The organism is Stenotrophomonas sp. YJH_SMC_20, from assembly GCF_059367845.1.
On sequence record NZ_JCAFRG010000015.1, the window covers coordinates 14312 to 36613 of the forward strand.

The 22302-nt window shown below is 67.4% G+C and carries 24 protein-coding genes; 16 read left to right on the forward strand and 8 right to left on the reverse strand.

Features of this window, described 5'->3' with window-relative positions; genetic code table 11:
* Positions 1 to 21 precede the first annotated feature (21 nt).
* The 4 genes from AC5P6A_RS19685 to AC5P6A_RS19700 form a co-directional block, all read right to left on the reverse strand.
* On the reverse strand, positions 22 to 3078 hold the full coding sequence (locus tag AC5P6A_RS19685) for a TonB-dependent receptor (protein WP_111102862.1): 3057 nt from the start codon (positions 3076 to 3078) through the stop codon (positions 22 to 24).
* 76 nt (positions 3079 to 3154) lie between these two features.
* Positions 3155 to 4192 (reverse strand): LacI family DNA-binding transcriptional regulator, encoded by a 1038-nt coding sequence (locus tag AC5P6A_RS19690; protein ID WP_019660462.1) that lies wholly within the window; start codon positions 4190 to 4192, stop codon positions 3155 to 3157.
* A gap of 149 nt (positions 4193 to 4341) precedes the next feature.
* Positions 4342 to 4593, reverse strand: coding sequence for a BolA family protein (locus AC5P6A_RS19695; RefSeq protein WP_032953611.1), 252 nt, complete (start codon positions 4591 to 4593; stop codon positions 4342 to 4344).
* Positions 4594 to 4613: 20 nt separating this feature from the next.
* Entirely contained in the window at positions 4614 to 4913 is a 300-nt protein-coding gene (locus AC5P6A_RS19700; RefSeq protein ID WP_026347072.1) for a YciI family protein, read from the reverse strand.
* Positions 4914 to 5286: 373 nt separating this feature from the next.
* Here AC5P6A_RS19700 and AC5P6A_RS19705 point away from each other — a divergent pair, with 373 nt between their 5' ends.
* The 3 genes from AC5P6A_RS19705 to AC5P6A_RS19715 are packed head-to-tail and all read left to right on the forward strand — an operon-like array spanning position 5287 to position 8702.
* Positions 5287 to 6192, forward strand: a complete 906-nt coding sequence (locus AC5P6A_RS19705) for a segregation and condensation protein A (protein ID WP_019660465.1) — start codon at positions 5287 to 5289, stop codon at positions 6190 to 6192.
* A 13-nt stretch (positions 6193 to 6205) separates the two neighbouring features.
* Positions 6206 to 7075, forward strand: a complete 870-nt coding sequence (scpB, locus tag AC5P6A_RS19710; protein WP_019660466.1) for an SMC-Scp complex subunit ScpB — start codon at positions 6206 to 6208, stop codon at positions 7073 to 7075.
* Positions 7068 to 8702, forward strand: a complete 1635-nt coding sequence (locus tag AC5P6A_RS19715; RefSeq protein ID WP_180876606.1) for a pseudouridine synthase — start codon at positions 7068 to 7070, stop codon at positions 8700 to 8702. The genes scpB and AC5P6A_RS19715 overlap by 8 nt, the downstream gene beginning before the upstream one ends.
* Positions 8703 to 8817: 115 nt before the next feature.
* Here the strand turns inward: AC5P6A_RS19715 and AC5P6A_RS19720 are convergent, their stop codons facing one another.
* Positions 8818 to 9606, reverse strand: a complete 789-nt coding sequence (locus AC5P6A_RS19720) for an AraC family transcriptional regulator (RefSeq protein WP_021203002.1) — start codon at positions 9604 to 9606, stop codon at positions 8818 to 8820.
* Positions 9607 to 9696: 90 nt separating this feature from the next.
* Between AC5P6A_RS19720 and AC5P6A_RS19725 the strand changes: the two genes are divergently transcribed.
* Both AC5P6A_RS19725 and AC5P6A_RS19730 read left to right on the forward strand, forming a co-directional pair.
* A complete protein-coding gene (locus tag AC5P6A_RS19725) occupies positions 9697 to 10824 on the forward strand; it encodes an MFS transporter (RefSeq protein WP_180876604.1) in 1128 nt (375 codons plus the stop codon).
* A gap of 95 nt (positions 10825 to 10919) precedes the next feature.
* Complete coding sequence (locus tag AC5P6A_RS19730) at positions 10920 to 11213, forward strand: hypothetical protein (RefSeq protein WP_019660470.1); 294 nt, start codon at positions 10920 to 10922, stop codon at positions 11211 to 11213.
* Here AC5P6A_RS19730 and AC5P6A_RS19735 read toward each other — a convergent pair.
* From AC5P6A_RS19735 to AC5P6A_RS19745, 3 genes are all read right to left on the reverse strand, one after another.
* Entirely contained in the window at positions 11200 to 11634 is a 435-nt protein-coding gene (locus tag AC5P6A_RS19735) for a hypothetical protein (protein WP_180876602.1), read from the reverse strand. The genes AC5P6A_RS19730 and AC5P6A_RS19735 overlap by 14 nt on opposite strands.
* A gap of 103 nt (positions 11635 to 11737) precedes the next feature.
* The gene (locus AC5P6A_RS19740) at positions 11738 to 12544 is read right to left on the reverse strand and encodes an amidohydrolase (protein ID WP_171952837.1); all 807 of its coding nucleotides are present in this window, start codon (positions 12542 to 12544) and stop codon (positions 11738 to 11740) included.
* A gap of 14 nt (positions 12545 to 12558) precedes the next feature.
* Positions 12559 to 13707, reverse strand: coding sequence for a pyridoxal phosphate-dependent aminotransferase (locus AC5P6A_RS19745; RefSeq protein ID WP_332329582.1), 1149 nt, complete (start codon positions 13705 to 13707; stop codon positions 12559 to 12561).
* A 179-nt stretch (positions 13708 to 13886) separates the two neighbouring features.
* On the opposite strand from AC5P6A_RS19745, the gene ccmA reads away from it, so the two are divergent.
* From ccmA to AC5P6A_RS19800, 11 genes are all read left to right on the forward strand, one after another.
* Complete coding sequence (gene ccmA, locus AC5P6A_RS19750) at positions 13887 to 14516, forward strand: heme ABC exporter ATP-binding protein CcmA (RefSeq protein WP_014037834.1); 630 nt, start codon at positions 13887 to 13889, stop codon at positions 14514 to 14516.
* Positions 14513 to 15208, forward strand: coding sequence for a heme exporter protein CcmB (gene ccmB / locus AC5P6A_RS19755; RefSeq protein ID WP_346715086.1), 696 nt, complete (start codon positions 14513 to 14515; stop codon positions 15206 to 15208). The genes ccmA and ccmB overlap by 4 nt, the downstream gene beginning before the upstream one ends.
* 43 nt (positions 15209 to 15251) lie before the next feature.
* Positions 15252 to 16022, forward strand: coding sequence for a heme ABC transporter permease CcmC (ccmC, locus tag AC5P6A_RS19760; protein WP_019660475.1), 771 nt, complete (start codon positions 15252 to 15254; stop codon positions 16020 to 16022).
* Entirely contained in the window at positions 16019 to 16207 is a 189-nt protein-coding gene (gene ccmD, locus AC5P6A_RS19765; protein WP_019660476.1) for a heme exporter protein CcmD, read from the forward strand. Before ccmC ends, ccmD begins: the two co-directional genes overlap by 4 nt.
* Positions 16204 to 16665: a cytochrome c maturation protein CcmE gene (ccmE, locus tag AC5P6A_RS19770; protein WP_495222368.1), complete on the forward strand. Its 462-nt coding sequence runs from the start codon at positions 16204 to 16206 to the stop codon at positions 16663 to 16665. Before ccmD ends, ccmE begins: the two co-directional genes overlap by 4 nt.
* The gene (locus AC5P6A_RS19775) at positions 16666 to 18585 is read left to right on the forward strand and encodes a heme lyase CcmF/NrfE family subunit (protein WP_329842236.1); all 1920 of its coding nucleotides are present in this window, start codon (positions 16666 to 16668) and stop codon (positions 18583 to 18585) included. It abuts the gene before it with no gap.
* 8 nt (positions 18586 to 18593) lie between these two features.
* Positions 18594 to 19211: a DsbE family thiol:disulfide interchange protein gene (locus tag AC5P6A_RS19780; protein WP_180832187.1), complete on the forward strand. Its 618-nt coding sequence runs from the start codon at positions 18594 to 18596 to the stop codon at positions 19209 to 19211.
* 4 nt (positions 19212 to 19215) lie between these two features.
* Entirely contained in the window at positions 19216 to 19665 is a 450-nt protein-coding gene (locus AC5P6A_RS19785; protein ID WP_180832186.1) for a cytochrome c-type biogenesis protein, read from the forward strand.
* Positions 19659 to 20648 (forward strand): tetratricopeptide repeat protein, encoded by a 990-nt coding sequence (locus AC5P6A_RS19790; RefSeq protein ID WP_227853546.1) that lies wholly within the window; start codon positions 19659 to 19661, stop codon positions 20646 to 20648. The genes AC5P6A_RS19785 and AC5P6A_RS19790 overlap by 7 nt, the downstream gene beginning before the upstream one ends.
* Before the next feature lie 180 nt (positions 20649 to 20828).
* A complete protein-coding gene (gene metX, locus AC5P6A_RS19795; protein ID WP_346715087.1) occupies positions 20829 to 21941 on the forward strand; it encodes a homoserine O-acetyltransferase MetX in 1113 nt (370 codons plus the stop codon).
* Positions 21941 to 22285, forward strand: a complete 345-nt coding sequence (locus AC5P6A_RS19800) for a DUF1294 domain-containing protein (RefSeq protein WP_021204644.1) — start codon at positions 21941 to 21943, stop codon at positions 22283 to 22285. Before metX ends, AC5P6A_RS19800 begins: the two co-directional genes overlap by 1 nt.
* The last annotated feature ends 17 nt before the right edge of the window (positions 22286 to 22302 follow it).

Sequence of the window (22302 nt, forward strand, 5' to 3'; positions counted from 1 at the left end):
GTCATGCATCACCGCCCGGGCTTAGAAGCGGAAGCCCACTTCGGCCTTGACCTGGCGCGGAGTACCGATGATGTCGCCGGTCTCGTTGTAGCTGGCCTGCAGCTTGCCGTTGGTCTTGACGTAGTTGTAGGTGGAGAAGTTGTCGAAGTTGAACACGTTGATGATGTCCAGGCGGGCGTACAGCTCGGTGTTGCCCGCCAGCTTGAACGTCTTCGTCGCCTGCAGGTCGACCGAACGGTAGCCGAAGATCTTGCCACCCACCAGGAACTTGCCGGTGGCGTTGGGCACGGCCGCCTGCGGGGTCGGCAGGGTGTAGCCGCTGGCCTGCATCACCGGGTACCAGTCGTTGACGGCGGTCGGGGTGGCCAGGGTGATCTTGCCGCCGAAAGTGATGCCCCAGAAGCCCGCGTAGGAACCGGTCACCACCAGGCGGTGGCGCGGCGCGCCGTTGGAGCGGATGGTCGGGTAGTCACCGATCAGGCCGCGATCGAACGCATACTTCTCGTTGATGTCGCGGTTATGGCGCGCAGTGGTCCAGGTATAGGCGATCGAGGTGCCCCAGCCGCTTTCCTTGGTGAACGGCTTCTGTGCCGACAACAGGACCTGGGTGGCGCGGGTCTTGATGCCCTGCTGGCCGATGATCAGGCTGCCGAAGCCCGGCACGTTGCAGCTCCAGGCCTGGCTCAGGCCTGCGGAGGTGCCGCCGCACAGGCGCGGATCGTCGAAGAACTGGCCGGTCGGGTAGCGGTTGCCCAGGGTGAAGGCGAAGCCGTCGTAGCTCAGGGTACGAGCGATGGTGGCATCGGTCAGCCAGTCGCCGATCTGGTTGCTCATGCCCAGGCTGAACTGATCGGAGTACGGCGCCTTCAGCTTGTTGTTCAGCAGGTCAACCTCCAGCCCGGCATTGCTGGTCGCGCCGACCAGTGCCTGCAGGTTGCCGATGCCGTTGAGCAGGTTCGGGTTCCAGTCATAGCAGGCGGCCTGGCCGTTGATGCAGGTGTTGGTGGCCGGGTTGCGGAAGTAGATGGTCGGCTGCGGCAGGGCCAGCTTGGTGGTTTCCAGCTGCAGGTTGTCGAACAGGTCACGGTCGTAGGAACGGCCGGCACCACCGTGGATCACGTGCTGCTCGTCGGCATTGATGTCATACGAGAAGCCCAGGCGCGGCTGCCAGGCATCCTTGAATGCCTTGCGGTTGTGGCCGTTGCTGATGTAGTCGCTGATGTCCAGGCCGCCCAGTGCCAGCGAATCGGCATAGGTCTGGCCGGCGGGGGCGCGCGGATCCTGCGAATAGATGGCGTCGACCACCTGCTGCGGGGTCACGAAGTCCAGGTAGGACGGGGTCTTTTCGTAGTCCCAGCGCAGGCCGATGTTCAGCTGCAGGTGGTCGTTGACCTGCCAGTCGTCCTGGATGAACACGCCGTACTGCTTGGACTTCGAACGCACTTCGCCGGACACGCCGGACACGCCGGTCACCGGCTTGACGAACTGCGCCTTGTACGGAATCGAATCGGGGAAGTCCGGATCGCCCAGCGAGTAGGTGAAGGTCGGGTTGATCTGCGCCGCATCGGATGCGTACAGATCGATCGCCTTGTACTTCACGCCCATCTTGATGGTGTGGTCACCGGCCCACTGGATGCCATCCAGGGTCAGGTTGTCTTCGATCGACCAGCCCTTCTGGCCCTTCACCTGCGAATCCAGTGCCGAGGCGCCACCGATCTTCACGATGGTGCGGTCTTCGGGGCCGTCCGGTGCGGTGTAGGTGATGCCGTTGGCCAGCGTCAGCGGGGTCGGGTTGTTGAACGAGTCTTCGTGGGTGACCATCAACTCGTTGTAGTAGCGCTCACCGCTGTGGTTCCAGCGCAGGGCGTAACGACGGTCGGTGTTGACCACTTCACGGCCGGCTTCCGGCGAGGTCTGGCCACTGAACTGCGACTGGGTTTCGTCGCGGTCCTGGAAGGTCAGCTCGATGCGATCGTTGTCGGTCGGCTCGAAGTCGATCTTGCCGAAGATCAGGTCCTGCTGGAACGGCTGGCTGGCCGGGCCAAGGCCGGCGGCGCCGGCCGGCGGCAGCAGGCCGGCAGCGCCGGTGACCGCGCCATCCGGCGCGATGGTGACCGGCAGGTCGAAGCGCTTGGCTTCGTAGGTCACGAAGAAGTGCGCCTTGTCCTGGATGATCGGGCCGCCCAGGGCGAAGCCGTATTCCTTCTCGGCCGAGACCATCTTCTCCTTGCCACCCTGGCGCTCGGCCGGGGTCTTGGCACGCATGTCTTCATCGGTGTAGCGGTAGAACGCCTCACCCTTGAACTCATTGGTGCCGGACTTGGTTGCAGCCGTCACCGCGGCGCTCGACACCTGGCCATACTCGGCCTTGTAGTTGCCGCTGATGACCTTGTATTCGCCGATGGCCAGCTGCGGGAACGGGTTGCCGGCGCTGCCGGACTGGCCGGCCACGCCGCCGCCCTTGACGTAGCTCTTCTGGCCCACGCCGTCGATGTACACGTTGGTGCCATCGGCATTGGTGGCGCCGCCGCGCAGCGAGGTGTTGCCCTTGGCGTCGCGGGTGAAGATCAGGCCCGGCACCGCGTCGGCGAACTCCAGGAAGTTGCGCGACACCTGCGGGGTGGTCTGGATCTGCTGCAGGCTGACGGTCTTGCCGACTTCGGAGGTGCGCACTTCCTGCAGCAGGGTCGGCGCAACAACGTTGACGGTGTCCAGGTTGGTGGCCGCGGTCGAACCCTGGGTGCTGCTGGCGGCACCGGCAAAGTTCAGCGTCGCGGTCGAGGCCACGGTGACGGTGACCTTCTGGGTCTGGCCGTTGGCGACCACGTTGTAGGTGCCCGGATCCAGGCCCATCAGCGAGTAGCTGCCGTCGGCGCGGATGGTGCCACGGCGGACGGTACCGGTGGCCACGTTGGTGGCGGTCACTTCGGTGCCTGCCTGGGCGCCGGCAACCTGGCCGCGCAGGCTGGCGTTGGCCGACTGCGCCATGACGTTGGGGGCGGCAGCCAGCATCAGGCAGCTGACCAGTGCGGTGCTCAGCAGCCGGCGCGCCGGCATGCGGAAGGTGGTATGCATCATCAACTCAATCTCCGGGTGGCGGTAACCGCTTGCGCGGTCCCTGCGATCAATCAAAAAAGAAGGAACGCCTCTGGCTTCAACGGCCGGATGGCGGAGTGGTGGAATCGCGAACAATCAAGCGGGGAACCAGGGTCTGCTTGTCCCCTGCCCCATCCGTGGAGGTGCCGTCCATCAACTGCATCAGACGCGTCATGGCCCGGTCGCCGAGCTCGGCGATGCTGACCTGCATGGTGGTCAGCGACGGGTGGACGAAACGCGCCAGTGGAATGTCATCGAAACCCGCCAGGGCAACATCGGCGGGCACACGGACGCCGGCCTGGGTGAATGCATACAGGCACCCCAGGGCCATCATGTCGTTGGCGGCGAATACGGCATCGGGCAGCGCTCCGGCTGCCAGCAACTCCTGACCGGCACGATGGCCGGAAGCTTCGTCGAAATCACCGGGCAACTCGATGCCTTCGGCGCCACCGCCAAAAGCCACCAGCGCGTCACGGAAGCCGCGCAGGCGCTCGCGCGCGTCGAAGTTGAGATCCGGGCCAGAAATGAAAGCGATACGGCGGTGACCGGCGTCCAGCAGGTGGCGGGTCATCGCCATCGCACCTGCGTGGTCATCGATGCTCAGCACCGGGTGGTCCTGCCCGGGCAGATAGGTATTGATCAACACCGTCGGCAGCGACTGCGGCAGGTTGTCGGTCAGGAAGCCCGGGCTCTCGGCGTAGGGCGAGAGCACAAGCAGGCCGTCGACGCGGCCGCGCATGGCACGCAGGGCCGCGCCCTGCTGTTCCTGGTCGCCGTGGTAGCTGGACACCAGCAGGTGCTGGCGGCGGTTGCGGGCCACGCCGTCGATGCCGCGCATCAACTCGGAGAAGAATTCGCCGTACAGGTCAGGCAGCACCACGCCCACCGTATTGGTGCGGCGGCTGCTCAGGCTGCGGGCGGCGGCGTGCGGGGTGTAACGCAACCGTGCGGCCACCTCCAGCACAAGCTGGCGGACCGGTTCGGCGACATTTTCATGCCCGTTGAGCGCGCGGGAAACCGTGGCCACGGAGACCCGGGCTTCGCGTGCGACGTCTTTGATTGTGATAGCTGCCTTGTTCACGAAGCCGCCCTCCACGGCTTGGACCTACCAGCATTGGCGCGGAATGTAAGCGTTTCCATCTGGGCTTGTAAACAGTCCGTTAGGCGAATGTCCCGAAATGGACATGAAAACCTGTCCGTGGCGAGGCCCATGAAGGACCCGCCAGGACAGCGTGGGACAAGGGCTCAGCCCTGTTCTGACGGGGTCTGCGCGCGGATGGACAACGCGTGGATATCGGTCTCCATCATCGACCCCAGCGCGGCATAGACCGCGCGGTGCCGGGCCAGCGGACCCAGCCCGGCGAAGCGCTCACTGACCACATGCACGTTGAAATGGCCGCGGCCATCGCGTGCACCGGCATGACCGGCGTGACGATGGCTGTCGTCTTCGATTTCCAGCACGCTGGGGGCCAGCGCCTGCTGCAGTGCGTCACGCATCCGCTCGATCCGCTCCGCGTTCACGGCAGGACCTTGCGGAACGGCCGCACCTGCACATGGGTGTATACGCCGGCGGCGACGTACGGGTCGGCATCGGCCCAGGCCTGGGCCTGCGGCAGCGACTCGAACTGTGCAATCACCACCGAACCACTGAAGCCGGCCGGGCCCGGGTCCTCGCTGTCCACCACCGGGCACGGCCCGGCCAGCAGCAGGCGCCCCTCGTCGCGCAGCGCATGCAGGCGCGCCAGGTGTTCCGGCCGCGCCTGCAGCCGCTGCGCCAGCACATCCTGGCCGTCATACCCTTCGATCACATACCACACCGGCATTTCCTCGCTTGCTTTGTCGGGTGCGCAGATTCTAGCCAATGCGCCCCCTGCCCCGGCCCGGCTGGACACTGGCGCGACAAAGGCTTACCCTAGACTCCATTGCACGTGGTGGATGCAGCAGCCCGTCGGTTTTGCGGCCAACGCAGCCCCCGACGACCGTCCCGCTGCTTCAAACCGGACCATCCGGCCGGGCCACGTAGACGACCTCCCCGTAGTTCTGTCGCTGCCGTCTCCTGCGGCGCGTCCTGCTGTTTGATATGTGTGGAATCGCGCCGATCCCGGCGTGTCTGGTGCCCTGGGGCGCCGTGGCGTTGGCCCGGCGAACCCGGTGCCGCGACTGGTCCGTTGCAATCCTGATGTCCATTAGATGACTTCCGAACTCGCGCTTGACGCGAACCCGCCAACCCGGCCGCCCGCCCCCCAGCAGCAGGAAATGCCGCTGGCCGTGGTGCATGGGCAACCGGTCCTGCAGATCCCGCAGGACCTGTACATCCCGCCGGACGCGCTGGAAGTCATCCTGGACGCCTTCGAAGGCCCGCTGGACCTGCTGTTGTACCTGATCCGCCGCCAGAACCTCGATGTGCTGGACATCCCCGTCGCCGAGATCACCCGGCAGTACGTGGAATACATCACCGTGATGCGCGAGCTGCGCTTCGAGCTGGCGGCCGAGTACCTGGTGATGGCCGCGATCCTGGCCGAGGTGAAGTCGCGGATGCTGTTGCCGCGCCCGGTCAGCGAGGAAGGCGATGAGGCCGACCCGCGCGCCGAGCTGGTGCGCCGGCTGCAGGAGTACGAACGTTTCAAGCAGGCCGCCGAGGACATCGACGCCCTGCCCCGTCAGGACCGCGACACCACGGTGGCGCATGCCTTCATGCCCGAACGCGCCACGGTGAAGCTGCCGCCGCCGGTGGACCTGAAGGAAATGCTGCTGGCTTTGCACGACGTGCTCAAGCGCGCCGAGCTGTTCAGCGGCCACGCCATCAAGCGCGAGGCACTGAGCGTGCGGCAACGCATGGGCGAGGTACTCGGCCGCCTGGAAGACGGCAGGTTCTATCGCTTCGAAGGGCTGTTCACGGCCGAAGAAGGCAAGCTGGGCGTGCTGGTCACGTTCCTGGCGGTGCTGGAGCTGGCCAAGGAACAGCTGCTGGACATCGTCCAGGAAGAACCGCTGGCGCCGATCTACGTCAAGTCGCTGGCGGCCGGCAACACCAACGCCCCGCTGCAGTTCAGCAGCGAGTTTGACGACAACGACGCCGCCAATGCCAATGAGTGAGCGCTGAGTGCCGATGGACCAATCGCTGATCGACCGCATTGTCGAGGGTGCCCTGCTGGCCTCCAGCCAGCCGCTCACCCTGGCCCAGCTGAAGGACCTGTTCCCGGAAGATGAGCCCGCACCGCCGGGCAGCATCGAACGTGCGCTGGAACGGCTGCGCGAGGCCTGCGAAGGACGCGGCGTGGAACTGGTCGAGGTCGCTTCGGGCTTCCGCTACCAGGTCACCAGCGAAGTGCATGGCTGGATCAGCCGGCTGTGGACCGAACGCAAGACCCGCTACACCCGTGCCACCCTGGAAACCCTGGCGCTGATCGCCTACCGGCAGCCGATCACCCGCGGCGAGATCGAACAGGTGCGCGGCGTGGCGGTCAGCAGCAACATCATCCAGGCACTGGAAGAACGCGAATGGATCCGCGTGGTCGGCCACCGCGACGTGCCCGGCAAGCCGGCACTGTTCGGCACCACCAAGGGCTTCCTGGACTACTTCGGGCTGAAGCGGCTGGACGAACTGCCGCCGCTGTCGGAACTGAAGGACCTGGGCGAGCTGGAACCGCAGCTGGCGCTGGACCGCGATGCTCCGGCCGTTGCCGGCGCCGACGGTCCGGACGTCTCGGCCGACGGCGCTGCCGCCAACGACGACGCCGGCCTGGCCGGCAGTGACACCCCCGATTCCGCCGATGCAGCGCCTGCGTCGGCCACCGATGAGCAAGCACCTTCGCCCCTCGATGATGGGCACCCCGATTCCGCGCCGGGCGAGCGCGCGGTGCCCCTGAACGAACGCGAAGACAACGCCGTCGCGATGACGACCGTGGCTGTTGACCAAGCCGATTCCGAACCAGAGGCCGACCTCGAAACCGTCGGCCGGAGCAAAACTGATGAGTGACACCCCCCGTAACAAGCTCTCGCTGAAGCGCGAAGCCACCTCCGAACAGTTCAAGCTGGAAGAGCGCCTGCACAAGGTGCTGGCCCAGGCCGGCCTCGGCTCGCGCCGTGCGCTGGAACAGCGCATCGCCGAGGGCCTGGTCAAGGTCAACGGTGAAGTCGCGCAGACCGGCATGTCGGTCAAGAGCGGCGACAGGATCGAACTGGACGGTCGCGGCTTCGTCGCCACCGCCCTGTCCGAACCGTCGCGCGTGCTGGTCTACAACAAGCCTGAAGGCGAAGTGACCACCCGCGAAGATCCCGAAGGCCGCCCGACCGTGTTCGAATCGCTGCCGCCGCTGAAGGGCGCGCGCTGGATCGCCATCGGCCGCCTGGACATCAACACCACCGGCCTGCTGCTGGCCACCACCGACGGTGAACTGGCCAACGCCATGATGCACCCGTCGTTCGAGGTCGAGCGCGAGTACGTGGTGCGCGTGCGTGCACCGGAAGGCGAGGAAAAGGTCTCCGACGCCATCGTCGACCGCCTCAGCCGTGGCGTCGCGCTGGAGGACGGTCCGGCCAAGTTCGATGAGATCGAACGCATCGGCGGCACCGATTCGCACGACTGGTTCCGCGTCGTGGTTAAGGAAGGCCGCAACCGCGAAGTGCGCCGCCTGTGGGAATCGCAGGGCTGCCAGGTCAGCCGCCTGAAGCGCACCCGCTACGGCAAGGTTAGCCTGCCGCGCGAACTGGCCCGTGGCCATTCGGTGGAACTGGGTACCGCCCAGGTGGAAGCGCTGCGTGCGCAGCTGAAGCTGGAAGAAGGCGCACCGTCGGCGCTGACGCTGCAGCCGGTGATTGGCCAGCGCCGCGCCGCCAAGACCACCGTGCGCGTGCGCGAAGGTGGCCGCGGCAATGCCTACGTCAATGGCCACAACACCGCTGACGAAGGTCGCGAGCTGCGCCGTTTCGACAACGTCCGCGAAGACCGCGGCCGTGGTCGCGGCGGCAAGGGTGGCGGCTTCAAGGGCGGCCTGACGGTCAGCGGTGAAGCGGCAGCCAAGCAGTCGCAGAAGCCGTTCAAGCAGCGCGCCCCGAAGAATGATCGCTCGCTGCCGGAAGGCAATCCGGCGGCATTCCGCACCTGGTACGTGCCGGATGGCGTGAGCACCGGCCCGAGCGGCCATCGCAACGCCGGTCCGGGCGCGCGCGGCCCCGGTGCCCGTGGTCCGGGTGCAGGCGGCCAGGGCCGTCCGTATGGCAAGCCGAAGGGTCCGGGTGCAGGCGCCGGTGGCGGGCAGGGCCGTGGCGGTTTCGGCGGCGAAGGCCGTGGCGGCGCAGGCGGCCAGAGTCGTCCGGCCGGTGCCGGCAACCGCTCGCAGGGCCAGGGCAACAGGCACCCGTACGGCCATCCGGGCAATGCCCCGAGCTTCCCGTCCGACCACGCCACGCCGGGCTTCAACCCCTACGGCAGCCCGAAGCCGGCGCACGGTGCGCGTCCGGGCGGTCGTGGTCCGGGCGGCGGCAACCGTGGCCCGGGCGGCAATCGCGGCCCTGGCGGCCCGGGTGGGAACCGTGGTCCGGGCGGCCCCGGTGGCAACCGCGGACCGGGCGGCCCGCGCCGCAGCGGCCCGCGCGGCGGCTGATTACCGGCACGACTGAAATGAAAACCCCGGCTCCGGCCGGGGTTTTTCTTTGAAAAGGGGACGGAGGGGATTAAGTCGTTTTTGCCACGGCCTGTATCAAAGGGGCGAAAGCGACTTAATCCCCTCCGTCCCCTTTTGCGTGGCGCTGGAACGCGGCGGGCGTGGTGCCGGTCATGCCGCGGAAGAAGGCGATGAACGGGCTCTCGGCGGAGAAGCCGGTGTCCTGGGCCACATGCGCGACGCGATGACCGAGCAACAGCAGCTCCATGGCCCGCATCAGGCGCCATTGCTGGCGCCAGGCCTGATAGCCCATGCCTGTATCGTGTTGCATCAACCGGCCAACCGTACGCGCGCTCAGGCCGGTACGCGTGGCCAGTTCGTGCAGTTCGGGCGGCAGCTGTTCGGCCAACGGCAGGCAACGTGCAATGCGCGGATCACGCGGCAAAGGCAGGTCCATCGGCGCCACCGGTGCAGCAGCGATTTCCAGCACGCACAACGCCAGTTGGTGGTGCGCGCGCGGCGACTGCCAGTCATGGTCGAACGGCGCCTGCGCAATCGGCTCCAGCAAGGCCTGCAGCAGCGGCCCCACGCCGATGATCGCTGGTTGCCGGGGCAGCTGGGCTGACAGGGTGGCGTCGAAGTACAACGAACGGTAGTCGACCGCCTGGCGCATCTGCGCGCGATGGCGTAGCCCACCGGGAATCCACGCGGCGCGCGCGGGCGGCAGCAGGCTGATGCGATCACCGTAGGTGAGGCGCGTGCAGCCCTGCCGGGTGTAGAGCAGTTGCGCGCGTGCATGCTGGTGCCAACCCGAGTCGTGATCCGCCAGTGAGGCTGCGATCCCCAGCACCGGAGCGCTCCAGGCATCGGCGTCGAAGTGCGTGTGCGGCTGCAACCAGGCCATGTCTGATTTCATACATTCGATGACAGGATAGACAGGGTGCGTCATTGCAGTCGCGACCACAATGCGCAGCCCCGTTTCTGGAGCGCCCGCATGTCGCGCCGCCTGTTGTTGCTCACCATTGCACTGCTGATGTTTCCGCAGTTGGCACAGACCCTGTACAGCCCGGCCCTGGCCGATCTGGCCAAACGCTTCGCCCTGCCGCCGGGTACCGCCAGCCAGGCCATGAGCCTGTATCTGTTCGGCTTCGCTGCAGGCGTGCTGCTGTGGGGGCGCCTGGCCGATCGTATCGGTCGTCGCCCGGCCCTTCTATGTGGCTTGAGCGTCTTTGCCGTGGCTGCACTGGGCGGCCTGCTCGCTGGTAGCTTCGGCCAGGTGTTGCTGGCCCAAGCGCTGGCCGCGGTTGGCGCCGCCGCCGCTTCGGTGGTCACCCAGACCGTGCTGCGCGACCACCTGCAGGGACCCGCGTTGGCGCAGGCATTCTCCTGGATCGGCATGGCCCTGGCCCTGAGCCCGGCCATCGGCCTTGCACTGGGCACGCTGCTGGTCGCCGTCCATGGCTATGTCGGCGTACAGTCCGGCCTGCTGCTGACCGCTGCCGTGCTGGCAGTCGCATGCCTGGCTGGCCTGCGCGAAAGCCGCCCTGCACATATCCCGCACACGCCCATGCTGCCGCTGCTGCGGCAACTGCTGTGCGATCGCTGGATCTGGTCACACGCATTGCTGGTGATGGCTTTCAACGTAGCGATGTACAGCTGGTACGCGCTCGGTCCTTTCGTATTTGCGCGCCTGCACTGGCCCGCCGCCTGGTTCGGCGCCAGCGGCGCGTTGCTGGCACTGGGCTCGGCACTGGGTGCATGGGGCAATGGACGCCTGTTGCGTGCCGGCGTCGCCGCGGCCACGCGCATCCGCACCGCCGCAGGCCTGGTCCTGACGGGAGGCCTGCTGGCTGCGCTGCTGCATGATCACCCTGCCGTGGTCGCGGCGATGGTGCCGGTGGTGACGGGCTTCGGCCTTGCCATTCCCAATGTGCTGGGCCAGGCCCTGCGCGGCTACCCACATTGTCTTGGCAGCGCAGGCGCACTGTTCGGCCTGCTCTACTACCTGTTGATGGGTGCGGCAATGGCGTTGGTCGGTGCAGTGCAGCTGCTGGCCCCGACGCTCATCGTGTGTGGCCTGCTGGCCTTCTGGCTGCAGCGGCGGCGTCCCGCTGCGACCTAGGAATTGCTGCAAAAACAGCGCACTGTGCGCGGCTTCCGGGAACGGCTTTGATTCGCTGGCTATCGTGCGCGCTGTCCCACACAAGACCGATGCCCATGATCACCATCACCGCCGAACAGGCCCGCGCCAACGCTGACGCCGCCAAGCGCCCGATCGAACTGTTCTACCGCGACCTCGACAACGCCATCCAGGCCGGCTCGGAAAATGGCCGTCGCTACATCGTGTTCGGCTTCAGCCAGGTAATGGCCAGTGAGCAGCTCGTCGAAGACGCGGTCGCACAATTGCTGAAAAATGGTTTCGATGTCGAACGGCTGTTGAGCGATTCCGAACAGCACTACATCCGCATCAGCTGGGGAACTGCCCAGCCGACGCGCCTCAGCGCCGGCTGATGGTGAAGGCGGCGCCGTCCACGCCCAGGTCCCAGCCCTTGCCGGTACCGGACAGGGCCAGCGAGATGTCGCCCTTGGTCATCACCTGCGCGTTGCTGGATTTCACCGCACCCGCATGCGCACCCACCGACGCGTAGGTACCCAGCAGTTCGTTGACGCTGACCGCACCGGTGAAGCTGCCACGCCCATTGGTGATCTTCGACTTGCCCACGGTCAGGCCCCCGCCCTTCACTTCGATACGCACCGGCATGCTGGCGCCATTGCTGCAGCTGACCGTGCCGGTGCCGGAAGCGGTCTTGTAGATCAGCGACCAACCGGACAGGTTGTAGCGCAGCTGGCAATCGAGATTGCCGGCGGCGTGTGCAGCTGGGGCCAGCGTTGCAGCAGACAGGGCCAGCAGCAGGGCGAGAGGCTTGTTCATGGCGGCACTTCCAGTTCGGTCGGACTGCCGGCGAATCTAGCAGCGCGCGCGTGCAGATTGGATGCAGGCGCGCGCGCTGGTGCGGCGGTGTTCAGGCCGTGGCTCAGGCCTGTTCGTCCAGGCGAAAGGCATCGGCATCGAGCATCGCCGGGAAGCGCGCACGATGTGCGGCCAGTGCTTCGGCCGAAATGGTGGTGGTCACCACCTGTTCGCGTTCGCGGATCTCCACCTGCGGCTGGCCGAGGAAGTCGATCACCGCGCTGTCGCCGGCGTAGTGCAGCTGGTTGCCGTCCACGCCGACGCGGTTTACCGCCGCCACGAAGCACAGGTTCTCGATCGCGCGCGCACGCAGCAGGGTCTTCCACGCATAGGCGCGCGCCGACGGCCAGTTGGCCACGAAGATCTGCAGGTCGAAATCCAGCTGCTGCGGGCGTTCGACGTTGTAGCGGTTGCGGCAGAACACCGGGAAGCGCAGGTCGTAGCAGACCTGCGGATTGATCCGCCAGCCCTTCCATTCCACGCTCAGGCGCTCACGGCCAGCGGCATAGCGCTCGTGCTCGCCGCCGTAACGGAACAGGTGGCGCTTGTCGTAGTACTGCAGGTTGCCATCGGGGGTGGCGAACAGCAGGCGGTTGTACACGCCCTCGCCGTCGCGCAGCTGCACGCTGCCGATCACCGCCGCACCCAGGGCCCGGGCCTGTTCGCGCGCCCAGGCCACGGTCGGGCCGTCCATGCCTTCGGCCTGGGCAATGGCGTCATTGGAGAAGCCACTGGTGAAGGTCTCCGGCAGGATCACCAGGTCGGTGGTGCCGGCCAGCGGTGCGAGCAGCGCGCCGTAGTAGGCGCGGTTGCCGGCCGGATCGTGCCAGCGGGTGTCACCCTGGACGAGGGAAATGCGCAGGTCCTGCATGTTCACGCCTCCGCTCAGAGCAGGCGCAGGCGTTCGATCGCCGCGTCCATCGTTGCTTCATTCTTCGCAAAGCACAGGCGCACCAGGCGCTGGCCGGCCGGCGGGGACTCGTAGAACGGCGACAGCGGGATGGCGGTCACGCCCTTCTCGATGGTCAGCCACTTCACGAACTCATGGTCCGGCAGGTCGCTGATGGCCGAGTAGTCGACCAGCTGGAAGTAGCCGCCCGGGACCGGCAGCGCCTTCAGGCGGGTGCTGGCCAGCTGCTCGCGGAAGCGGTCGCGCTTGGCCTGGTAGAACGCGCCCAGTTCCAAGTGGTGTTCCGGCTCATCGCGGATCATCGCGGCGAAACCGTACTGCGCCGGGCCGAAGCTGGTGAACGTGTTGTACTGGTGCACCTTGCGGAACTCGGCGGTCAGCAATGGCGGCGCCACGGCGTAGCCGATCTTCCAGCCAGTGCAGTGGTAGGTCTTGCCGAAGCTGGAAATGACGAAGGTGCGCTCGCGCAGTTCGGGATAGCGCAGCGCCGACTCATGGCGGCGACCGTCGTAGATGATGTGCTCGTACACCTCATCGGAGACCAGGTAGATCTGCGTGCCGCGCAGCAGCTCGGCCAGCGCCTGCATGTCAGCCTCGTCCAGCATCGCACCGGACGGATTGTGCGGGGTGTTGACCATCAGCATGCGGGTGCGCGGGGTGATTGCCGCGCGCACGCGGTCCCAGTCCACAGCGAAGGTCTGCGGGTCCAGCGGCACGTGCACGGCCTTGGCACCGGCAAGCTCGATCGCCGGCTCGTAGCAGTCATAGGCCGGGTCGAGCACGATGACTTCCTCGCCGGCGCGCACCACCGCGTGGATGGCATTGAAGATGGCCTCGGTGGCGCCACTGGTGACGGTGATTTCGGTGTCCGGATCAATGGTGGCGCCGTACAGGTCCAGCGACTTCTGTGCGATGGCCTGGCGCAGCGGCGCCACGCCGGTCATCGGCGGGTACTGGTTGAGGCCGGCAGCCATCGCCTTGGCCGTTTCATCAATCAGGCGCTGCGGCGCGGAAAAGTCCGGGAACCCCTGGCCCAGGTTGACCGCGCCATGTTCGGCAGCGAGCTGGGACATCACGGTGAAGATCGTGGTACCGACCTTGGGCAGCTTGGTGGTGGGTTGCATCGGCCTGGACTGTGGAGAACAAGGGCCCCCGAGTTTACGCAATCCGCGCGTCGGTAGTGCCGGCCGCTGACCGGCAACCTCGGCTGGCAGATGGCGAAATTGCCGGCCAGCGGCCGGCACTACCATGTGAATTCACCGCTACAATTGCCATCGCACTCCGGCATGAAGACCCCTGCCCCTTGAACACCCCTGCATTGCTGGCCGCCAGCGGCCTGAGCTTCTCCCGCAATGACGAGCCGGTGTTCGGCCCGCTGGACTTCCATGTGGACGCCGGCGAGGCACTGCTGGTGCAGGGTGGCAATGGCGCCGGCAAGACCACCCTGCTGCGCGTGCTGGCCGGCCTGGCCCGGCCCGGCGCCGGCCAGGTGCGGATCGACGGCAAGCCCGCCAGCAACGCCGAGCGTGCGCGCTATGTCGCCTATCTCAGCCACCTGCCGGCGCTGAAGCCGGACCTCGGCACGCTGGAGAACCTGCACTTCCTGTGCGGCCTGCATGGCCGGCGTGCCCGGCAGATGCCCGGCAACGCACTGGCGATCGTCGGCCTGGCCGGCTACGAGGACACCCTGGTGCGGCATCTGTCGGCCGGGCAGAAGCGGCGGCTGGCACTGGCGCGCATCTGGCTGTCGCCGGCGCCGCTGTGGCTGCTGGACGAGCCCTATGCCAACCTCGACCTGGAGGGCATCACCCTGGTCAACCGGATGATTTCGGCGCACCTGCGCGCCGGTGGCGCTGCGCTGGTCACCACCCACGGCGCCTATGCCGCACCGCCGGTGCGCACCCGCCAGCTCGACCTCGGCGGTGCCGCATGATCGCGCCGGGCACCGAACCGGGCCTGTGGCAGACCGCAGGCGCCCTGCTCAAGCGCGACCTGCGCCTGCTCTGGCGCCGCCGCGGCGACGCGCTGCAACCGCTGCTGTTCGCGGTGCTGGTGGTGGTGCTGTTCGCGCTGGCCCAGGGCCGCGAGCCACAGCTGTTGGCCGCCACCGCCGGCGCGGTGCTGTGGCTGGCCGTGCTGCTGGCGGGACAGCTGTCGCTGGATTCGCTGTTCCGTTCCGATGCCGAAGACGGCTCGTTGGAACAATGGCTGCTGGCGCCGGTGCCGCTGGCCTGGCTGGTGCTGGTACGCGTGCTGCTGCACTGGGCCACCACCGCCCTGCCGTTGATCGTGGTCAGCCCGCTGCTGGCCGAAATGCTGCATCTGCCGCATGACCGGCTGCCGATGTTGCTGGCATCGTTGCTGCTGGGAACGCCGCTGCTGAGCCTGATCGGTGGCGTGGTCGCTGCACTGACCGTCGGCATCCGGCGCTCTGGTATTCTCGTGGCGTTGCTGTCGTTGCCGCTGTACGTGCCCGTGCTGGTGTTCGGCGCAGGCAGCCTGGCGGCAGCCGGGCGCGGGCAGGATCCGGTCGGTGCGCTGCTGATGCTGGGCGCCGGCCTGCTGGTCGCGCTGGTGCTGGCTCCGCTGGCCACTGCTGCTGCAATACGTATTTCTCTGAGTTGACCGAGCTGAGAGCCAATCCACCCCTGCTGGATAGCCGCCACGCATGAATCCGATTGTCCGCTGGTTCCACCAACTCGGTTCGCCTCCCACGTTCGACCGTTTCGCCGCCCGCTGGTCGCGGGTGTTCTACCTCGCCGCAGTGCCGGTGCTGCTGGTCGGCATGTGGCAGGCGCTGCTGGTGGTTCCGCCGGAAGCCAAGCAGCTGGACAGTTTCCGCATCCTCTACATCCACGTCCCCAGTGCCTGGATGAGCCTGTTCGTGTTCGCACTGATGGCGCTGTACGCGGCCATCGCGCTGATCTGGCGGATCAAGGTCTGCGAGATCCTGGCCATGGCCTGCGCGCCGATGGGCGCCGGTTTCACCCTGATCACCCTGCTGACCGGCAGCATCTGGGGCAAGGGCACCTGGGGCACCTGGTGGGACTGGGACCCGCGCATGACCAGCGAGCTGGTGCTGCTGTTCCTGTACCTGGGCGTGATCGGCCTGTACCACGCCATCGAGGACCGCCGCAGCGCCGCACGCGCGGCCGGCCTGCTGGCCATCGTCGGTGTCAGCCTGCTGCCAGTGATCCGCTATTCGGTGGACTGGTGGGGCGGCCTGCACCAGCGCCAGTCCATCAACGTGTTCGGTGAATCGGCGATCAGCAGCGCGATGATCGCGCCGCTGTGGTGGATGGTGATCGGCACCAAGTTCTGGTTTGCCGGTTCGGTGCTGGCCAAGGCGCGCTCTGACAATCTCGACCGCGAGGCCGGCAAGGCCTGGGTCGGTGGACGTGTCGGTGCCGAACGCCCTGTCCCGGAGGCCCAGCCATGACCCACCTTCCCTATGTGATCGGCGCCTACGCCGTGTTCGTACTGGTGCTCGGCGCCGATGCCATCGGTTCGTGGCTGCGACTGCGCGTGGCACGCCGGCTGGCACTGGCCCGCCAGCAACGCCAGCAGACCCGGGCGGGCAGGCAGGACGCAGCGACGCCGCTGTCGACGGAGCTGGAACGATGACGCCGGTACAACGCCGCCGCCTGGCCTGGGTACTGCTGGCACTGCTCGCCTCCGGCGTGGCCACCGCGCTGGTGGCGATGGCACTGGAGCGCAACATCTCCTACCTGTACACCCCTTCGGAAGTGCTGCGCGGCGATGTCGATGCGCAGTCGCGCTTCCGCTTGGGCGGCATGGTGGTGAAGGGCTCCTTCAACCGCCCGGTCGGCTCGCTGGAGGCGCGCTTCGAAGTGACCGACGGCGATGCACAGCTGGCGGTGGCCACCTCGCGGATCCTGCCGGACATGTTCGCCGAAGGCACCGCGGTGGTCGCCAGTGGCCGCCTGCAGGACGGTGTCTTCGTCGCCGACGAAGTGCTGGCCAAGCACGATGAGAAGTACGTGCCGAAGGAAGTGGCCGACAAGATGGGCGATGCCCATCGCAAGCACGACGTGCCGGTGACGGCCCCCGAGGTGCGCTGAGTGCTGCCCGAACTGGGTCAGATCCTGCTGTTGTGTGCGTTGCTGGCCTCGCTGCTGCAGGCCGGCCTGCCGCTGGTCGGTGCGCATCGCAACAACGCGGCATGGATGGCAGTGGCGCGGCCTGCCGCCTTCGCGCAGCTGCTGCTGTTGGCCGGCGCGTTCGCGGCGCTGACCGCCGCGTTCGTGCAGCAGGATTTCTCGGTGCGCTACGTGGCCGAGAACTCCAATTCGCTGCTGCCGATGATCTACCGCTATTCGGCGGTGTGGGGTGCGCATGAGGGCTCGCTGCTGATGTGGGCGCTGGTGCTGGCATTGTGGACCGGCGCGGTGGCTCTGTTCTCGCGGCACCTGCCAGCACCGGTGCAGGCGCGCGTACTGGCGGTGATGGGCATTGTCAGCGTCGGCTTTCTCGCCTTCCTGATCTTCACCTCCAATCCGTTCCTGCGCCTGAACCCGGCACCACTGGAAGGCCGCGACCTCAACCCGCTGCTGCAGGACCCGGGGCTGATCATCCATCCGCCGATGCTGTACATCGGTTACGTGGGTTTCGCGGTGCCGTTCGCGTTCGCGGTGGCCGCGCTTCTGGAAGGCCGCGTCGACGCCCGCTGGCTGCGCTGGACGCGGCCGTGGACCAACGTCGCCTGGGGCTTCCTGACTCTTGGCATAGCGCTGGGCAGCTGGTGGGCCTACTACGAGCTGGGCTGGGGTGGCTGGTGGTTCTGGGACCCGGTGGAGAACGCCAGCTTCATGCCATGGCTGGTCGGTGCGGCACTGATCCATTCGCAGGCCGTCACTGAAAAGCGCGGCACGTTCGGCAGTTGGACCCTGCTGCTGGCGATCGCGGCCTTCGCGCTTTCGCTGCTGGGCACCTTCCTGGTGCGCTCCGGTGTGCTGACCAGCGTGCATTCGTTCGCCGCCGATCCGTCGCGTGGCCTGTTCATCCTGGTGTTCCTGTCGGTGCTGGTCGGCGGCAGCCTGCTGCTGTACGCGCTGCGCGCCAGCCAGCTGAGCGTGGACGCCGACGATCCGCGCCGTGGCTTCACCGCCGCCTCGCGCGAGACCCTGCTGCTGGCCAACAACCTGCTGCTGGCCACCGCCTGCGCGATGGTCCTGCTGGGCACGCTGTACCCGCTGCTGGCCGATGCGCTGTCGCTGGGCAAGATCTCGGTCGGCCCGCCCTACTTCGGCAGTCTGTTCCTGCTGCTGATGGCGCCGATGATCCTGCTGCTGCCGTTCGGCCCGCTGGTGAAGTGGCAGCGCGACCAAACTTCGCGTGCATTCGCGCTGCTGGCGCCATGGCTGGGGCTGGCCGTGCTGCTGGGCGCGCTGGCCTGGTGGCAGGCGCCGCAGAACGGCTGGAAGGCCGGCATCGGCGTCGCCGCTGCGGCCTGGGTCGCACTCGGCACCGCACGCTTCGTCTGGCAGCGCCTGCGTGGCAATGGCCGCTTCACCGCCGAGATGCTCGGCATGATCGTCGCCCACGCCGGCATCGCCGTGTTCCTGGCTGGCGCGCTGCTGGTCGAAGCGCTGAACGTGCAGCGTGAAGTGGCGCTGGCACCGGGCCAGCATCTGGTGGTCGGTCGCTACGAAGTGCGCTTCGAGGGCGTGGACCATCGCGAAGGCCCCAATTTCATCGCCGACCGCGGTCACCTGCGGGTGTTCCGCGACGGCCGCGAACTGGCCCTGCTGCACCCGGAGAAGCGCCAGTACGCCAGCGGCGGCCAGGTGATGACCGAGGCCGGCATCGATGCACGCTTCGACGGCGATGTCTACGTGGCATTGGGCGAGCCGCTGGGCAACAATGCATGGGCGGTACGGGCGCACATCAAGCCGTTCGTGCGCTGGATCTGGCTGGGCGCGCTGTTGATGGCCCTGGGCGGATTCATCGCCGCCGCCGACCGCCGTTTCCGTCGTCCGTAGGAGTTTCCATGTCCGAGTCCCCTGCCCCGCGCCCCTCCCGCCCGCTGCCGCCGGTAGCCATCGTGATCGGCGTGCTGTTCTTCTTCGGCCTGCTCGGGCTGATGATCTACGGGGTGATGAAATCGGGTGACCCGCAGCGCGACGTGCTGCCGTCTGCGCTGATCGACAAGCCGGCACCCGCGTTCGCGCTCCCGGTGCTGCACGATCCGGAGATGATCGTGCACAGCGACGACCTGCGCGGTGCGCCCTACCTGCTGAACGTATGGGGCAGCTGGTGCGCGGCCTGCCGCGAGGAACACCCGGTGCTGACCCGCTTCGCGGAAAGCAAGCGCGTGCGCGTGATCGGCTACAACTGGAAGGATGATCCGAAGGACGCGCTGCACTGGCTGGAGCAGCTGGGCAACCCGTTCATGGTGGTGCTCAGCGATGTTGAGGGCCGCACCGCGATCGACTGGGGCGTGACCGCTGCGCCAGAAACCTTCCTGGTTGATGGCAGTGGCATCGTACGCTGGAAGTACAGCGGAGCGATGACCCAGCGCGTGGTCGACGAGAAGCTGATCCCGGCACTGGAGAAGATCGAGAAGGCCCAGGGCAGTGCCGGCAACACCCTGCATACGGCGCCCTGAGCCGATGCGCTGGCTGCTGGCGCTGCTGCTCCTGATGCTGCCGCTGGCCGCGCTGGCCCAGCAGCCGCTGCACGATCCGCAGCCGCTGCAGTTCCGCGATGGTGCCGAGGAACGCCGCTTCCATGACCTGGCCGCGCAGCTGCGCTGCGTGCAGTGCCAGAACCAGTCGCTGGCCGACTCCAACGCGCAGATCGCCCAGGACCTGCGCCGGGAGGTGCTGCAGTTGATGCAGCAGGGCCACGACGACGCACAGATCAAGCAGTTCCTAGTCGCCCGCTACGGTGAGTTCGTGCTCTATCAACCACCGTTGCAGCCGGGCACCTGGCTGCTGTGGGGTGGCCCCCTGCTGGTGCTCGGCGCCGGTGCACTGGTGGTGCTGGGCATCGTCCGCCGACGTGGACGCACCGTCGGCGCGGCGCCGGCCGGCAAGGCCGATGAAGGAGACGAATGGTGAACCATTGGCTGCCGGTGCTGGCCGGCCTGGTTGCTGCGCTGATGGCAGCACTGGTGCTGTGGCCGTTGCGCCACCACGGTCGTCGCGGTTTCGTGGTCGGCGTGTTCGCACTGGGCGTGGCCGGTGCCTGCCTGTACCTGCTGGTCGGTGATCCGCGTGCAGCACAGCTGCAGCCGACGCCGTCGGTAGCCACCCTGCGCGATGGCGTGCAGGCCCTGCAGGATGCACTGAAGCGCGACCCTCAGCGTGCCGATGGCTGGGCATTGCTCGGGCGTTCGCAGGCAGAACTGGGCAATGCCTCAGCTGCGGCAGACGCCTTCGCGAAGGCCGCCGAATTGGCACCGGATGATCCTGGCGTGCTGGTGGAAGCCGCGCAGGCGCGCGCGCAGGCTGATGCCGGCAAGCAGTTCGATGACACCGCGATGGCCTGGTTGCAGCAGGCACGTACACAGGCCCCTGACGCCGAGCGCGCCAGCTGGCTGCTGGGCATCGCCCTGCGCCAACGCGGAAAGAATGCCGAGGCCGCGGATGTGTGGAGCGGCCTGCTGCCGCGACTGGAACCGGGTGCCGCGCAGGCGCTGCAGGCGCAGATCGCGATTGCCCGCGAGGCCGCAGGCCAGGCACCGGACGCGACGGCAGTCGCTGCACCGGCGCTGTTGCAGGTGCGTGTGCAGCTGCCTGCGTTGAAGCGCACCGAGTGGCCGGCCAGCACCCAGGTATTCGTGCTGGCCCGCGCCGTGGGTGGACCGCCGATGCCGGTGGCCGCACGCAAGCTGCCGCTGAGCGGATTCCCGGACACGGTCGGGCTGGGCGACGGTGACAGTCCGATGCCAACCGCACCGCTGTCGGCCCATCGCGAAGTGGAAGTGCTGGCACGCATCTCACGCACCGGCAGCGCCAACCGCAGCGAGGACGACCTGCAGAGCGTTCCGGTGAAGGTAAGCCTGCCGCATGAAGGCGTGGTGGAACTGCGGTTTCCCTGACTTGTAGAGCCGAGCCCACGCTCGGCTGCGATTGGCTTGCCGGCGCCCGCCAGCCGAGCATCGGCTCGGCTCTACAGCAGATCCACGCCATGCGTGGATACGACGGTCCGGTCCGCGTCCACCCGCTGCTGGAATCCAGCGTGTCGCCAGCTGCACATGCGGCCCCGCTAGAATGGCTGCATGACCGAATTCATCCCGCCCGGCACCCGCTTCCACGCCCTGCCTTCGCCCTTCCCGTTCAAGCGCGGTGGCGCCCTGTACGGCGCGCGCGTGGCCTACGAGACCTGGGGAACGCTGGCGACTGACGCCAGCAATGCGATCCTGATCGTGACCGGCCTGTCCCCAGACGCGCATGCAGCGGCCAACGAGGCCAACCCGGCACCGGGCTGGTGGGAAGCGATGGTTGGCCCCGACAAACCCATCGATACCAACCGCTGGTTCGTGGTGTGCGTGAATTCGCTGGGCAGCTGCAAGGGCTCGACCGGTCCTGCCTCGCTCAACCCGGCCACCGGCCAGCCGTATCGTCTCGACTTCCCCGAGCTGTCGATCGAAGACGGCGCGCGCGCCGCGATCGAAGTCGTGCGTGCGCTGGGCATCGAGCAGCTGGCCTGCGTGGTCGGCAACTCGATGGGCGGCATGACCGCGTTGGCCGTGCTGATGCTGCACCCGGGCATTGCGCGCAGCCACGTCAACATTTCCGGCAGCGCGCAGGCGCTGCCGTTCTCCATCGCGATCCGCTCGCTGCAGCGCGAGGCAATCCGCCTTGACCCGCGCTGGAATGGCGGCCACTACGACGACGACGCGTATCCCGAGTCCGGCATGCGCATGGCGCGCAAGCTGGGCGTGATCACCTACCGCTCGGCGCTGGAGTGGGATGGCCGCTTCGGCCGCGTGCGGCTGGATTCGGACCAGACCGACGACGATCCGTTCGGCCTCGAATTCCAGGTGGAAAGCTATCTGGAAGGCCATGCACGACGCTTCGTGCGTTTCTTCGATCCCAACTGCTACCTGTACCTGAGCCGCTCGATGGACTGGTTCGACCTGGCCGAGTATGCCAACGGCGACGTGCTGGCCGGGCTCGCGAAGATCCGTGTGGAGAAGGCGCTGGCGATCGGCGCCAACACCGATATCCTGTTCCCCGTGCAGCAGCAGCAACAGGTTGCCGATGGCCTGCGAGCCGGCGGCGCCGATGCGCACTTCATCGGCCTGGAATCGCCGCAGGGCCATGACGCCTTCCTCGTCGATTTCGAGCGTTTCGGCCCGGCCGTGCGCGGCTTCCTCGACGCGCTGTAGTGGCTTGGCAGCGCAACCTGGCGCTCGCCGCGTTCGGTGCGTTGATCGCGCTGATGGTCAGCGGTGTGCTGCCGCTGTGGCTGGGTGGCTGGTGCATGCTGGCCAGCGCGGTGTCGTTCGCGCTGTACGGCCAGGACAAGCGCGCGGCGCAGCGAAAGCAGTGGCGCATTCCCGAACGCACCCTGCAGCTGCTGGCCTTTGCCGGTGGCTGGCCGGGCGCGCTGCTGGGCCAGGCGCTGTTCCGCCACAAGCACCGCAAGGCCGCATTCCAGTGGGTGTTCTGGCTGTGCGTGCTGGCCAACGTGGCCTCGATCGCGGTGATGCTGCGCGAGTTCTCGCGGTAACCGTTCGAATGGGTAGT